This window comes from Staphylococcus saccharolyticus (assembly GCF_900458815.1).
Lineage (GTDB): Bacteria > Bacillota > Bacilli > Staphylococcales > Staphylococcaceae > Staphylococcus > Staphylococcus saccharolyticus.
Map to the genome: position 1 here is coordinate 256366 of NZ_UHDZ01000001.1, position 16336 is coordinate 272701.

Consider the following 16336-nt stretch of genomic DNA (forward strand, 5'->3'; position numbering starts at 1 on the left):
TTAAAAAAGTGTGAAAATTATTAACTTTATATGTATAAAGTTAGTGAAAATCTATATTGATAGCGATAAAGTAGTGAAAGATAATCATCATATAACACAGTGTACTTAAAGATTTAGGTTCTGAGGATAATGACGATACAATATTTGGATGATGTCAAACACTCAATTTATTTAAATCATATTACATTTTATAATGTTGTATTGTCTCTAAAATACTACTTAAGCTATTTGCATGCATGCGTATATTAAGAAAAATCAAATTATCATGACACCATTCATTAATACTTTCTCTTGTAGAACCGCTAATATGTATGACAAAGTCATATTGTTTCATATTAGCGAATGTTAAAGTTAAATAATGCGCAAGAGGGTGATGTTGAATCATGGCTACCATGAGTTCATTTTCCATAAAACACTTGACCTTTAAATCGTTATTGTAAAATCTTTTTTCGAAAATCACAGTAATTTCAATTTAGGTTAAAAAAGGATTGTATTCATATTGAACATGGTCATGTTGATATAGGTGCTGGAGCAGGACATAATCAATCAATATTTAACTTTATTAGATTTAACGCATCAAAGAAAATATTCAATAAACGTTAGTAAAAGGAATGACAACATTCATCAATGACGAGTGATAAAATAATTTATTACCAGATAATTGATAAACAAAGAGAGCGAAAGCTTATAACAGCGATGGTGGTTATGGTGAGAAGAATGTGGAACTGAGTTCATTATCCCAGCCCAGTGTAACTCTCAACTTATATTGTTTGTAGAATTTCTGTACGAAATTCTCTATATTGAAGCTAGGACTATAGTTGAAAAATTTAATATAAACGTATTTTCAATTTAGTCATCGACACCAATACGTAAAAACAACCTGAGATAATGATTAATGTCTCAAGTTCTTCTTGTAATATTGTGCTATTGAGTAATAACTTCCAAGATATCTGCCCCAAGTTTAAAACCATTGTCTATATCATCTTTGATAAGTTCAATAGTAATTTCAACTTCTGGATTTGCATTGTTTACTTTATTTTGAGACAAAATAAGTGATGTGATAGCGTACTATTAAAGCAAGCGCTGTAACTAACTGCTAAGAGCTGTTCAGAGTTTGTATCAATACCCCCCCTTGACTACCCATTTCTTTTGCTGTTGCGAGATTGTGTACAAATGTATAATCAGGACTAGACCATCACGAACACCATTTGAAATCATCGTTGTAAAGTAAAGAGGTTCAGTCATAAAAAACTCCTAACTTTTAGATTACACTTAATTTAGTATAAATGTTAAATAATTAAGTGTTTAATGCCAAGTAACTTCTTTTTACAAGAAGTTTGTTTTTAGATTTAATTAAATTGATTACACTATCTACAAATCTATGAAAATATGTATTATAATGAGATGTGTATATCTTTGTTTAAATGTTGTAAAATCGTTTAAAGAATAATATTGGTAACTTTTATAAAGGAGTATATGTAAATGAAGAGAACAGATAAAATAGGTGTGTATCTAAAACTTTCATGTTCGGCATTGTTACTCAGTGGTTCATTAGTAGGGTATGGATTCACGAAAGATGTTTTTGCAGATTCACAAAGCCAGTCCTCAAATGTTGAAAATACTTCTGACAGTCAAACTATCGCAGAACGCGTAAAGCAAGCTAAAGATGATATTAAAAATTTACAAGCACTTTCAGATTCTGATATCAAAAGTTTTGGGGAACGTTTAGATAAAGCTAAAGATCAATCGAGTATTGATGATATTATTAAAGATGCTAAAGATAAAAATAATCAGTTAAAAGATAACCAATCTAAGTCCTCTTCATCAAATGATGATAATACGAAAGAGTTAGATAAACTGCTAGATGATTTAGATTTAATTGCCAAAAATGTTGATACTCATCAACAAAAAAGCGATAATACATCAAGCACACAATCTGACAATAGAGATTGGAATAATGCTAAAGAAAATAGTACGAGTAATGAGAAACAAGATGACAGTTCTAGCGACAATACTACTACTTCTGAAGATTCAGGTAAGACAATTGTAGACAAATTAGATAGCGTTAATAAAGATCTTGTAGATGATAAAGCAAGTTATCAATCAAGTGATAGTGATATGAATACATCATCATCTAGTACAACACAATCGAAAGATGATGCTAATCAAGATACATCAACTCAATCATCAAGTGACACTTCAGACTTAAACGATAATAAAGATAAAAGTGATGACACTCAATCAGTTAGAGAGCATGTTGCATCTGACCTTAATCAAATCAGAGATACGGATGAACAAGAAACTTCAGATCCTAAAGATGATTTAGGAGCAATTTCAACATCTTTAAAAGGTAGTGACAAAATAGATCACGCACTAGCTAAAGTACAAGATGCTAAGAATTTAAATGCTGAAAATTATGTGAATAATAAATTAGAAGATTTAAAAGCTTTAGATGATAAAGTTAATGAAGATAAAAAACTTTCAGAAGATAAAAAGCAAGAACTGAACCAACAATTAGACAAAACGAAAAAAAGTATCAATCGTCAACATGATACTATTTTGAATCAACTGGTTGATTCAAATAATAAAGCACAAGCAACTGAAGATATATTAAACAGAGTCTATAGTAAGAATGAAGCTAGCTATATTATGAAACATATTAAAACTAAAGGACATAATGATCAAGATATTGCTAATCAGATTGCTAAACAGCTAGATGGATTATCATTAACTTCTGGTGAGGATATCTTAAAATCAATGTTAGATCAATCTAAAGATAAAGAGAAATTAATTAAAGAACTACTATCTACTCGTTTAGGAAATAATAAAGCATCAAAAATTGCTAAGAATTTACTCGATAAACATCTATCTAATTCGCAAATTGTTGATGAATTGAAACATCATTTCAATACTCAAGGTAAAGCGACTGCAGATGATATACTCAATGGAATTATTAATGATGCTAAGGATAAGAAAAAAGCTATTGAAACCATATTAAGAACACGTATTAATAAAGATAAAGCTAGATTATTAGCTGGTATTATTGCACGTGTCCAAACTGATAAAGCAGATATCATGGATTTAATTAATTCAGCTCTCGAAGGAAAAGCTAACGATTTATTGCAATTAGAAAAACGCGTAAAACAAGCTAAAAAGGATATTAATCATATTTTAGAACCAATTAAAGATAGACCATCTCTATTAGATCGAATTCATAATGGAAGTAGTGGTTTAGATTCGTTATTAAATGAACCAAGTTTGTTAGATAAATTAAATTCTGGGGGATCTTTACTGGATAAGTTAGGAAACTCAGGCATTCCTTTACCTGAAGATAATTTATCTTTAGGTTCAGATGATGGTTTATTAAGTGGATTATTTGATGATGATGGTAACATTTCACTACCTTCTACTGGTGAAGTAATCAAACAACATTGGATTTCTCTTGCTATCGTTATGATGTCTTTAGGTGGTGTACTTATTTGGCTATCTCGTAGAAAGAAACATCAAGGGAATTAAATATTAATTTAATTAACCTCAACGAGCCAACGATTACGAATTCATACTGGATTCTGTTCCACTTCCGTTGAGGTTTTTACATATCAAAACAGCCGGCAAAGTAATGAACTTTGTCGGCTGTTTATTTGATGATATTATTTATAGTTATTTACCTTGAATGTAATCTAAATCAGAAGCATCATCAGCATCTATAGTTCTGTATGAAATAACACCTAACCCTTTAACGTTAGATTCAGAAATGACAATCGAGCCATCGTCGTTTACTTTTTCAACAAAGGCTACATGACCATATTGCATGTCAGCACCAAGTTGACCTGCCTCAAAGACTACTACTGTATGATTTTTAGGAGAATGAGTCACTTTGTAACCTTTGCTTTCAGCCCGATTATTCCAGTTGTGAGCATCACCTAAATCACCAGAAATAGAAGAATCATATTGATTCATACGATTATATACGTACCAAGTACATTGACCGTGTGGATATGGTGAAGTACTAGTGCTTTCAACAAACGGTTTAAAGTCGCTACCAGATGCATCTGTTCCTATTGATTGATTATATTTCTTCAAGTTAGGCATTTTCTTTTTATCAAATGCTGTTAAATGATAATGCTTAATAATACTATTTAACTTTTTAGCATAATTAGGGTCAGTAGCATAAGAATACGATAAATGTGATGTTGCATCTTTGTATGTTAGAGTTTCACTTTTCCAAGTTGGTTTATAGATTGATAGATTACCATCGATGCCATGTTTAATTAAATCGGCATAATCTTCTAAAGATTCCTTTGTACTAGGGTATTTGCGGAAACTAGCTTGAATATTAAACATATTATTACCACTATCTGCCTCTAGTGTATTAAATGTCACAGATTGACCATTATAAGCACCTTTCACACCGAATAAATTGTAGTTTGGAGATTGTGCTAAAGCACTTTTTCCTGAATCAGATTCAAGAATTGCTTGCGCCATCATTACAGAAGCATAAATATCTTGTTCTTTACCAATTTTATGTGCATCTTTAGCAATAGATTTGATAAAGTCACGTGTATCTTTACTATCTACAACATTGAATGAGTCTGAAGAAACCTCACCATTGTCAATTTGTGGTAGTTGTTGGAACAGACTAGTTGAACGTGTATTCGATTGTTTAACATCATTTTCGAAGGATTGAACAGGTTTGGATTTGTGCTTCAATTCATCTAATGATGGTAATTGTGGATTCTTCTGGTTCTTATATTGTGTCTTTGATTTAGCATCATTAGTTGAAGATTTATGATGGTAATCTTTCTGAGTTTTCTTAGCATCTTCACTATATTCATCTAAGATTGAATCTAAAGCAGAATCTGTAACGCTTGAATATTTTTTGTCAGACGGCTGTTTATGATTATCATTTGGTTGATTTGTTGTAGATGATTGTTGCTTTGAAGTATTTTCTTTATTGCTGTCATCCTTATTCAATTCTCCAAGTTTGTCACTTATATTAGCGTCATCTCCGTCTGAAGTTTGTTGGTCATCGCTTGAATTATCAATTGAAACATGTTGGGAAGCATGGTCTTGTTGAGAAGTAGATGGTTGCTCTTCTTTATTACTTTGAGATGATTGTTGTGAACTATTGTTGGGATTTGTAGTATTTTTATCTTGATCTTGAGATTGTTCGTAATCTGAAATATCAGAGTCAAAATTAAATAAATTTTGGATAAGTGAAGTTAAGCTAAAGCTATCGTCATATTTATCTGATTTCCAATACTTCGAAAGATTGGTTTGGTTTCGATTAAAACTATTATAAATATGATTCACTAAATTATTATTTTTAGCTTTATAATTTTGGTCAGTTACATCTGTCGTTGTTTGATTCTTAGAATTAGTACCATTCTCCTTAGAAGAATGACTAGATGTTTTGTCTGAATCTTTTTTATCATGATTATCATTTGATTGCTTGTTGTCTTCTTTGTCGGAGTGTGATTTTAAACTTTGAGCACTGTCTTTAGTTTGAGTCTGATGCCGTTCAACTTTGTCTTGATTTTTATTTTTATGTGATGAATCATCTGCATGTGCAGTTTGTGTGACGAAAGTTGGCGTGATAAGTGCAGTTGACAGTAAATATACTAAAATCTTGTTTTTCATCATCTCATCTTTTCTCCCTTGAAATTTATTTTTAGTTATTGTAATAATAAATGAGGATTTGATATAATAAACGTTATGGTTTATAAAGTTGACAAGTATCAACAAAATGAAATTACGCCTTAATACAAACATTATACTAACCAACACTAAAAAAATAAATCCATTTAAACAAATTTTAATAAAATACAACTAAAGACTTTACAAAATAACTCATATATAGAGTATGATAATTTTAAAGTCATAAACATGCTGAAATATATTACAATGAATATAAATAGGAGTGTGACAATGAAAAACGCACTGAAACTATTTATCACGGACTTGAAAAGAGTTGCTAAAACACCAGGTGTGTGGGTCATCTTAGCTGGTTTAGCAATTCTTCCCTCGTTCTATGCGTGGTTTAATCTTTGGGCGATGTGGGATCCATATGGAAATACTGGTCATATTAAAGTAGCGGTAGTTAACGAAGATAAAGGTGATAAAGTTCGTGGTAAAAAAATTAACGTCGGTAATAAAATGGCCGATACACTAAAGAAAAATGATAGTTTTGACTGGCAATTTGTGAGTAGAGAAAAGGCGAACCACGAGATCAAGATGGGTAAATATTACGCTGGTATTTATATACCTAAGAAATTCACTCATGAAATTACAGGTACGCTAAGAAAGCATCCTCAAAAAGCAGATGTAGATTTTAAAGTTAACCAAAAAATTAACGCTGTTGCAGCTAAATTAACAGACACCGGCTCATCATTTGTTGTAGATAAAGCAAACAAACAATTTAATAAGACGGTGGCAACAGCATTACTTTCAGAAGCGAATAAAGTTGGTCTATCGATTGAAGATAATGTGCCAACCATTAATAAAATTAAAGATGCCGTTTATCAAGCAAATAATTCATTACCTAAGATTAATCAATTTGCGAATAAAATCATTGAACTTAACAAACATCAAGATGATTTAGATGCTTATGCAGATAAATTTAGAGGTCTAGGTAAATATAAAGGGAATGTCCTAGATGCTCAAGAAAAGCTTAATGCTGCAAACGCAACAATACCAACACTTAACAAGAAGGCAAAATTAATACTTGCGCTTAATGATTACATGCCTGATATAGAACGTATTTTAAACGTAGCTGCTAACGATGTTCCTGCTAAATTTCCTAAAATTAATAAAGGTGTCGATATAGCGAGTGAAGGTATTGATGTTGCAAGTAGTCAACTCAACGATGCGAAAGGATTTCTTGCCCAAGCTAAAGCAAGAGTGGGAGATTATCAAGAAGCAGCAGGTCGTGCACAATCTGCGAATAATAGAGTAAATCAAGATTTAAGAAATCAATCAGCAAAATCTCAACAAAGTGCAAGTCAGTTAGGTAAAAGTGAAGGTAGAAGTTACTTAAATTATAAAACGACGCAAATGAGTACTAATGGGGAAGATACTTCAAATAATGGTAATGCAATACTTTCTCAAAATGATGTCAAGTCAATGAATTCAGCTTTAACTGAAGCGTTATTATCCTTATCAAATCAAACAGATAAACAAGTTCTAGCTACGCAACAAGATGTCAGAGCTTTGAAAAACATATCATATGGTGTTATCGCTTCAGATAAGCCATCAGAATTTAAAGAACCATTAAATAATGTTAAATCTCGACTAGAAAATGCATCTAAATATAACCAACAATTCATAGATATCTTGTCAGAGCTAGAAAAAAGTGAAAATGTTGATTTATCACATGAAATCAAACAAGTGAAAAAAGCGAATAATCGTATCAATGACAATTTACGTAACGTAAATCAATTAATTGATGCTTTATCAAATGGAGGCTCAGGCCAATCAGAAGCTGTTAAAGTTTTACGTGGTTTACCTGATTTAAATGATAGCTTGGATTCACTATGTAAATATATTAAGAATGAATTAAATCGTAACTTGTTAGCAATTTCTAATGAAATTACTGATCAACTTAATAAAGGTCAAAGTACATTATCAACGATTCAAACGAAATTGAATACGATTAATCGAGTCATTGATGCGGGCCAAGATATATTAAGTAGTGGTAAAAACCGATTGGAAACAATTCAAACAGCACTACCAAGTATAGAACAAGCATATATTAGAGCGATGCAAACAGCTCAAGATTACTTCCCAACTGCAAAGAAAGATGTTGCGAAAGCAGCTAATTTTGTTCGCAATGATCTTCCAGGTTTAGAGAAAGAATTAGCGAATGTAACACAATCAGTTAACCAAAGTATTCCATCATTATTTAGCCGTTATGATAATGCGGTCAATTTATTAAACGAGAAACAGCCACAAGCGAAAGAAGCACTTGCATTACTTGCAGATTTCTCTGAGAATAAATTGCCAGATGTTGAAAAAGACTTGAAGAAAGCCAATAGAATCTTCAAAAAGCTAGACAAAGATGATGCAGTCGATAAGTTAATTGATACGTTGAAAAACGACTTGAAAAAACAAGCGGATATCATTGCGAATCCGATTAATAAGAAAACAACAGATGTCTTCCCAGTAAAAGATTATGGTTCAGGAATGACACCGTTTTATACAGCACTATCTATATGGGTAGGTGGCCTGTTAATGGTGAGTCTATTGTCTGTTGATAATAAACATGAACACTTACAATCTATTCTTACAAAGAGACAAGTTTATCTTGGTAAATCGGGATTTTTCTTCTTACTTGGAGTGATACAAGCATTGATTGTTTCAATAGGTGATTTAGTGATATTAAAAGCATCTATAGAATCACCAATCCTGTTTGTTTCTATTGCAGTCTTTAGTTCACTTGTATTTAATGCCATTATTTATACATCAGTTGCGTTATTAGGAAACCCAGGTAAAGCCGTAGCGATTATCTTATTAGTTTTACAAATCGCAGGTGGTGGAGGAACATTCCCTATACAAACAACACCGAAATTCTTCCAAACCATTTCACCATATTTACCGTTTACGTATTCAATAGATGCGTTACGTGAGACAGTTGGAGGAATCGTTCCAGAAATTCTAATTACCAAAGTGATTATATTGGCACTATTTGGATTAGGATTCATAGTCATAGGATACTGTTTAAAACCTGTAACAGATCCAATTATCCGTAAAATTGCAGAAAAAGCCGATGAAAGTAGAGTAACTGAATAATAGTATGGATTGGGAAAGAATTCGTTGACCTCTATCGGCTTAACCCTAACTTGTATTGTCTGTATTGAAGTTCTTTATGTTGGGAGTACGGATTATAGTTTAAAAAGTTTGATATAAGCGCATTATTAATTCAGTCATCGACTACCAATGAACATAAAACTCCCTCGAATGAGACAAAATCATTCGAGGGAGTTTTATGTTCATTGTCAACTTTAATTGCTCAGGAGACAACGTAATAAGTTGAAGTGTATATTTATGGATGACTCACAATCACTTCCATAGTACCGTTAAATTCAATTATCTGATCTTCAGAAGTTAAGATAAAATGATCCCCTTTTTGAATCTTGTAATCATCATCATTAATGATGATTGTTCCATTCCCCTTAATGATGGATATTAGACAATAAACATGTGGCTTATTAAAGTCTAATTTGTTATTGATAGACCATTTTTCAACAGTAAAGAATTGATTAGACACGAATTGAGTATATTGGTTACCATTAACTGTTTTCGTATGAGAAGTCGTATTTGATTGTTGAGTCGAAATATCGATGACTTCTTTACTTTGTTTTAAATGTAGGTCACGTAATTTACCGCTTTTATCTTGTCTGTCGTAATCGTAAATACGATATGTTGTATCAGACGATTGTTGCGTTTCTAAAATAAGTATACCTGAACCAATGGCATGAACTGTACCTGCAGGAACATAAAAGAAGTCGCCTGACTGGACTGGAACATGCTTAAATAAGTGATCAAAATCGCGTTGATCAATCATATGTGCGAGTTCTTCTTTACTTTGAGCGTTGATACCATAGATGATTTCAGCACCTGGTTTAGCATCTAAAATGTACCAACATTCGGTTTTCCCATATTCACCTTCATTTTTAAGTGCATAGTCATTATCTGGATGTACTTGGACTGATAATTGATCATGTGCATCTAGAATTTTTGTGAGAAGAGGAAAATGTGCGCTCGTATCATCGCCAAATAACGCTCTCTTTTCATCCCATACTTGATTTAAAGTTTGACCTTTGTGCTTACCATTAAGAATGATGTTTGGGCCATTTTTATGAGCCGAAATCGCCCAACATTCTCCAGTCGAGTCACTAGGAATATCGTACCCAAATTGAGTAAGATTAGTGCCACCCCAAATTCTTTCTTGAAATACCGGCTTTAAAAAGAGTACCATGTCTCATACATCTCCTTTATATCTCTTTTAAAATATCGTAGATTTCATTTCGATTTTGAGCATGAATCAGTTCATCGCGTGTATTGTCTTGCATTAATGATCTAGATAAACGTTGTAATAATCTTAAATGCGTATCATTACTGTCATTAGGTACTGCAATTAGAAATACGAGGTGAGGTAGGGAACCATCGAGACTTTCCCACTCAATACCTTTTTTATGACTCATAACGGCAACAACAGGTCGTTTAACAGCCTTAGATTTAGCGTGAGGTATTGCGACACTCATACCAATAGCTGTCGTAGATTCAGCTTCACGTTGAAGAATCGCGTTTTTAACTGTTTCTTTGTTTGTTATATAATGTTGTTCAACGAGTTTTGCCAGTAAGGTATCGATGGCTTGATCCCTATTCATATCTGCTTTTGTTATCTTAATAAGTTCTTTATCAAAGACATCACTTTGTGCAAATTCAGTTTTTGGAGTTGTTGTTTGACTGTCTGTACTTGGTTTATCATTTTTCAAGGCTGAATCATTCACAGCATTGATTTTGGTTGTGACGAGTGTGTGTCGTTTGAAAAGTAAAATTGTAAACATAGTCACTAAGCTACCTATAATGACAGCGATAAAGAACCATAGAATATGAGTAATACCTCCCAATACCGCAACAACTGGTCCACCATGAGCAACTCTATCTCCTACACCACCTAATGCGGCAATCACTGAAGCAATCATTGCACCTATCATGTTGGCAGGAATAATTCTAAATGGATCTTGTGCAGCAAAAGGAATTGCACCCTCTGTAATACCAAATAGTCCCATTGTAAATGAGACTTTACCCATTTCTTGTTCAGCTTTATTGAATCGATGTTTTCTTACAAAAGTAGCTAATCCTAGTCCAATAGGAGGTGTACATACTGCAACAGCAACCATACCCATGACTGCATAATTGCCATCAGCAATGAGTGCTGAACCAAAGAGGAATGCAACTTTATTGACAGGTCCTCCCATATCAAAAGCAATCATTGCACCAATAATGAGTGCTAGAATAATAATATTTGCCCCTTGCATACCTTTTAACCAAGTTGTCAGAGCGACAAATATGCTAGAAATAGGTGCACCAATGATGAAAATGAAAATTAAACCAACGATTAATGAAGCAAGAATAGGAATGATGATAATTGGCATGATAGGAGCCATCGCTTTAGGAACTTTAATTTGTTTAATCCATTTAGCTACATATCCTGCTAAGAAACCTGCAACAATACCACCTAAAAATCCAGCTCCAGCTATACTGCCGTATAAGCTACCATCTGCAGCAATTGCACCACCAATCATCCCAGGGACAAGACCAGGTTTATCAGCAATACTTACTGAGATATATCCTGCTAGAATTGGTACAATAAATTTAAAGGATAGACTTCCAATATTTTCTATTGATTTCCAAAATGAATGTTCAGGAATCACTAAACCTTTAGGTGTGGCATGCCCGCCAACGGTTAAAGCTATAGCTATAAGCAAACCTCCAACAACAATAAAAGGAACCATGAAAGACACACCGTTCATTAAATGTTGATAAACCATTTGCATACCACTTTTGTGTTCTTCATCAATTTCTGTTGATACCGATAGAGAAGAATCTTTCTTATCATGATAAGTATGTGCATCTTGATCTATAATGCGTTGTATTAATTCTTTAGGTCGGTGGATACCTTCACGGACGTTTTCATTGATTAGACGTTTACCATTAAATCTTGATAAATCGACCTGTCTATCGGCAGCAATGATAATTCCATCTGCCTCTTTAATTTCTTTAGCCGTGAGTATATTTTCTGCGCCCACACCACCTTGTGTTTCAATCTTGATGTCAACGCCCATTTCTTCGGCTGCTTGTTCTAATTTTTCTTGAGCCATATATGTATGAGCAATGCCATTAGGGCATGATGTAATTGCAAGTATTTTCATAGCTTTCACACTCCTTTTCTTCATATTTATTGTAAGCGCATGCAAAAAGATAAAAAAAGAATAATTGCCGTAATTAGTGGCAATTATTCTCTAAAACGTTTTATAAGTGTGAGTTTGAGTTGTGTATCTTCTAAAAGACATAATTCATTAATATCATCCTCTTCTAATTGAGCAATAGCTTGAATCATTTTTCTATTTATCAGTGAATCCTTTTTAGCGATAGCTAAGAAGAATACAAGTTTAACATTGTGTTGTTTCCAGGGGATGGGTTGTGGAGCTTTAAATATGATGACATGTGACTTTAGAACTTTTTCAGGATTACCATGTGGAATGGCTATGCCATTTCCAATAAATGTTGAAGATTGTCTTTCACGTTCCATGGCACTCTCGATATAACCTTTCAAAGTTGCATGATGTTGTTGCAAAATTTCTTCCGTTCTATTAAATATTGAAAGAATGTCAGTTAAATTTTTAAGTTTAAAGTCCGACTCGATACTAAATTGAATGGGTGATAAATCGTTTTTATGAGACATAGGATTTTGAATGACTTTTAAGAATGATTCGATATGTTTTGCATCATCGTCTGAAAACAAAGGAGATACTTGAATCACTTTAGGTAAATTAGAAATATTGCTTACATTAAAGTCATGAGTTGTGATTAACAAATCAATACTTTTAAAATCATAACTTTGTAGTTCTTCTAACTTTAAGGTATCAACAATGGATATGGCATTGTTTAATTTTTTAATTTTTTCAGCGAGTAAAGTTGATACACCAATACCATAATAGCATGCAATAATGACGTTAATTTGAGTAGGTTTAGTACGTTCAATAGATGATTGAAAATGTATCGTTAAGAAAGCAATTTCATCTTCACTGAGTTGAATATCTGTATCTTGAGATAATTGATGTATTGCTTCATATAAAGTGTTAAATATGAAAGGATACAGTTTTTTTATTTGCGCAGTTAATGGGTTATTAAGATATACATTACGCATAATTCTTAAATAGGTTCGACTAAAGTGGACGTTCATATTATGTTTTAAAATTGCATCTCGTGAGAACGCAAAACCAATTTTTTCATCCATAAGTTGTATTAAACGATCAATATAACTTTGAATAAATAACTGTTGTACCCCTAAATCGAACTTATTAAAGTGATAACTGATAAAAAAGGAAAAGAGTTCACTCGTTTCATCGTTAAGTTGATATCCAAGTGAATGATTAATATCTTGGATACATTTTTTTGCAATAGCTAAAGACTCTACATCTGCTTTCCAATCGAGACAATCAGGTTGTGTACGTTTAATTAGTAAGATTAGATGAACAAGCAATTGTTGAACTTTATTATCAGATGCTTGAAGTCTAAAGTGCTGTAAATTTTGGTTAATAATTTGTCTCATTTTCTGAGTATGCGCCTTGGGGAGTTCTTGTACAATAAGATCTTCAACTTTAAAGTCATAATTTGAAAGTTGATTGAGATGAAGGACAGCGTTATTGATATTAGTTGTAGTCGCATCAATGATGATGCCTTGTTTCTTTTTCAAAGATACAGCTACATCAAATTTTGTAGCCCAATTTTGAATACGTGTTAAACAATCCATCACTTCAGTTTTCGATAAATGATATAGTGATTCAATCTCATGAAGGGTATATGTGTGATGCTCCATAAATAATTTATAAGCGATGGTAATTAGTAGATTGTTTTCCCGAGACATTCGTTCATCTAATAATGATTCTATCTCTTTGGTTGCATAAATATTCGTGTTTAATTGGTACCCTTTAGATTGAGTACTTATAATTAAATCTTCTAGAAATGTGGCATTAATCGTCTTGATATCATTACGAACAGTTCTATTTGAGACATTAAGGAATGTAGCGACCTCTTGACCGTTTAAATAGGTTTCTACATTATTAAGTAGTAGTTGAATTAATTTTATCTGTCTGTGAATCATGATTTATCTCTCTTCTCTTGAAAAGTTAATTAAGAAAACGCTTTACTTATACTCTTTGATTGTAATATTAAAATTAATCACAATCAATAATGAGGTGACTCTACATCATTAGATTAAAATCATGTGTTTAATAGTTACTACGCTTTATAAAATTTCAACTAGATATTTTTCACCATCATTCTATGAAACGAATTTAATAAATATGATATATTTTAATAAAATTATTTAAAAGGTGATGATATGGGATATCAAAGCGAATATGCATTAGAAGAAGAGGTCATCAAGCAGTTAGTCAAGCAGGGGTATGAAAGGATAAAAATACGCGATGACGCGCAGTTAGTTAATCATTTTCGGAAAATATTAATGGATACATTTGGCATACGACAGGGAGCGGTAAAACACTGATATCATTTAAGACAAGTCAAATTTTGTCTCGTGAACCTAACATAAATAAAGTTATTTTCCTTGTTGACCGTAAAGATCTAGACAGCCAAACACTTGCTGAATTTAATAAATTTGAAAATGATTCTGTCGATCTTACTAATCATACTCGTAAATTACTTCAACAACTTGAAGATCCTACATAGAAACTGGTTGTCACTACCATACAAAAGATGGCTAATGCAATTAAAACTGGTCACTGTGTGATTGACCGTTTTAAAGGAGGTAAAGTAATTTTCATTATTGCTGAATGTCATCGTACACAATTTGGTGAGATGCATCGTTTGATTAAACAACATTTTAAAAATGCACTATACTTTGGCTTTACAGGTACCCCACGTTTTGAAGAGAATGCCAGTCAAGACGGTCGTGTGACAGCAGATTTGGTAAATGTCTTCATACATATCTTATTAAAGATGCTATACGTGATGGTAATGTGCTTGGCTTTTCAGTTGAATATTTAAATACATTTGAAACATTAAAGAAAGATATAGAGGAAGCGTATGTAAACCAAATTGATGAGAATGAGATTTGGATGGCTGATGATCGACTTAATAAAATAGCGAAACATTTAATAGCTAATCATTCTAAAAAGTCACGTAATCAAATGTATACAGCGATATTTATTGTTCAAAGTATCCCCATGGCGATTAAATACTATAAGATTTTCAAAGCATTGAAGGAAAAAATAATCATACGTTAAATGTGTCGACAATCTTTTCATATCAAGCAAATGAAGATTACTATGAAAACGATAAACATGTTCATTTGCGTGAGGAACTTGAATGTGTTATCAAAGATTATAACCTGATGTTTAATAAAAATTTTTCCACAGAAACGTTTGATGCATTTTTCAATGTTGTATTACAACGTGTTAAAAAGGGTCTGCCATGTGAGCGGCTTGATATATTAATCATTGTAGATATGTTTTTAACAGGTTTTGATAGCAAAAAGGTAAATACGTTATACGTTGATAGAAATCTACAACATCATACATTAATACAAGCGTATTCACGTACCAATCGTGTTGAGAAAGAGACTAAACCATATGGTAATATCGTCTGTTATAGAAATTTAAAGTATCATACTGATCAAGCCATTGAGCTGTTTTCACAAACTAAAAATATTGATGCTGTGCTTAGTCTTTCATTCGATGAATATTTAACAAAATTTAAGCAACAGTTATGCAATTTATATCAAATTGCAGATAATCCTGAGCAAGTTGATTGTTTGGAGCGCGAAGACGACATCAAATCATTTGTCATTACATTTCGTGAATTGGCACGTCTCGTACAAATGCTTAAAACATTTGATGAATTTAAGTTTGATAGAGTAGGCATAGCAGAACAAACATTTAATGACTTTAGAAGTAAATATTTAAATCTATATAATGCTGTGCGTAAAAAAAATCTAATGTTGAAAAGGTTTCTGTATTAAATGATATAGACTTTGAATTTGAAATTCTAAGGAATGATTTAATCAATGTTCAATACATTTTAGATTTACTACATCAAATTGATTTAACTGATATACACTCAACTGAACAGGCGCGACAACAGATTCATCAATTACTTAATCATGCAGATGATGATAAATTAAGGTTGAAGGCAGACTGATAGTGTCATACCACAATTAGATGAAGGGATAGCAATTAATGAAGCCTATTATGACTATGAAGAAAAATTAAAAGAACATGAAATTCAAGATTTTGCGAAGAATCAAACATATCCACTTGAGTTATTGAAATTACTCGTCAATGAATATGAATATAGTGGTCGCTTGGACAATCATTTAGTAGAAAAAGGCGTATTGGGTGGTCTACTCGTACGGACAAAGAAAATTGATGATATTAAATCATTTGTTCAGGAAACAGTTGAAAAATATGGTACAGTTAATTAATTGAAGGCCTTAGAGACTTTAACAAATTCACCTATATAGGATTTTGGTCTGAAATTGTTTCCAAGGAATACATGCCCATAAAAAAACTGTCGACAATCTGAAACA

The 16336-nt window shown here is 32.3% G+C and carries 7 protein-coding genes and 2 pseudogenes; 3 read left to right on the forward strand and 6 right to left on the reverse strand.

Features of this window, described 5'->3' with window-relative positions; genetic code table 11:
• Positions 1-181 precede the first annotated feature (181 nt).
• Positions 182-460, reverse strand: coding sequence for a LysR substrate-binding domain-containing protein (locus DYE57_RS01085; protein ID WP_256728371.1), 279 nt, complete (start codon positions 458-460; stop codon positions 182-184).
• A gap of 485 nt (positions 461-945) precedes the next feature.
• Positions 946-1245, reverse strand: a pseudogene (locus tag DYE57_RS01090) (OsmC family protein); the annotation flags it as partial.
• Positions 1246-1482: 237 nt separating this feature from the next.
• Between DYE57_RS01090 and DYE57_RS01095 the strand changes: the two are divergent.
• Positions 1483-3516 (forward strand): LPXTG cell wall anchor domain-containing protein, encoded by a 2034-nt coding sequence (locus DYE57_RS01095; protein WP_115312551.1) that lies wholly within the window; start codon positions 1483-1485, stop codon positions 3514-3516.
• A 144-nt stretch (positions 3517-3660) separates the two neighbouring features.
• On the opposite strand, the gene DYE57_RS01100 is transcribed toward DYE57_RS01095, so the two are convergent.
• Positions 3661-5643 (reverse strand): amidase domain-containing protein, encoded by a 1983-nt coding sequence (locus DYE57_RS01100; RefSeq protein WP_115312552.1) that lies wholly within the window; start codon positions 5641-5643, stop codon positions 3661-3663.
• A 285-nt stretch (positions 5644-5928) separates the two neighbouring features.
• Here DYE57_RS01100 and DYE57_RS01105 point away from each other — a divergent pair, with 285 nt between their 5' ends.
• Positions 5929-8787 carry a YhgE/Pip domain-containing protein gene (locus tag DYE57_RS01105; RefSeq protein ID WP_115312553.1) on the forward strand — a complete coding sequence of 953 codons (2859 nt, stop codon included), beginning with the start codon at positions 5929-5931 and terminating at the stop codon, positions 8785-8787.
• A gap of 253 nt (positions 8788-9040) precedes the next feature.
• Here the strand turns inward: DYE57_RS01105 and manA are convergent, their stop codons facing one another.
• The 3 genes from manA to DYE57_RS01120 all read right to left on the reverse strand — a co-directional run bounded on the left by manA (position 9041) and on the right by DYE57_RS01120 (position 13891).
• Complete coding sequence (manA, locus tag DYE57_RS01110; protein WP_115312554.1) at positions 9041-9976, reverse strand: mannose-6-phosphate isomerase, class I; 936 nt, start codon at positions 9974-9976, stop codon at positions 9041-9043.
• Positions 9977-9992: 16 nt separating this feature from the next.
• Positions 9993-11936, reverse strand: a complete 1944-nt coding sequence (locus DYE57_RS01115; protein WP_115312555.1) for a fructose-specific PTS transporter subunit EIIC — start codon at positions 11934-11936, stop codon at positions 9993-9995.
• Between the two features lie 83 nt (positions 11937-12019).
• A complete protein-coding gene (locus DYE57_RS01120; protein ID WP_115312556.1) occupies positions 12020-13891 on the reverse strand; it encodes a BglG family transcription antiterminator in 1872 nt (623 codons plus the stop codon).
• Positions 13892-14253: 362 nt separating this feature from the next.
• On the opposite strand from DYE57_RS01120, the pseudogene DYE57_RS01125 reads away from it, so the two are divergent.
• A pseudogene (locus tag DYE57_RS01125) lies at positions 14254-16231 on the forward strand (type I restriction endonuclease subunit R, EcoR124 family); the annotation flags it as partial.
• Positions 16232-16336 lie beyond the last annotated feature (105 nt).

What these genes read in the sequence shown, in the direction of transcription:
- DYE57_RS01095 (WP_115312551.1), top strand. Translation starts at nt 1,483, where the DNA reads ATGAAGAGAACAGATAAAATAGGTGTGTATCTAAAACTTTCATGTTCG.
- DYE57_RS01100 (WP_115312552.1), bottom strand. Translation starts at nt 5,643, where the DNA reads ATGATGAAAAACAAGATTTTAGTATATTTACTGTCAACTGCACTTATC.
- DYE57_RS01105 (WP_115312553.1), top strand. Translation starts at nt 5,929, where the DNA reads ATGAAAAACGCACTGAAACTATTTATCACGGACTTGAAAAGAGTTGCT.
- manA (WP_115312554.1), bottom strand. Translation starts at nt 9,976, where the DNA reads ATGGTACTCTTTTTAAAGCCGGTATTTCAAGAAAGAATTTGGGGTGGC.
- DYE57_RS01115 (WP_115312555.1), bottom strand. Translation starts at nt 11,936, where the DNA reads ATGAAAATACTTGCAATTACATCATGCCCTAATGGCATTGCTCATACA.
- DYE57_RS01120 (WP_115312556.1), bottom strand. Translation starts at nt 13,891, where the DNA reads ATGATTCACAGACAGATAAAATTAATTCAACTACTACTTAATAATGTA.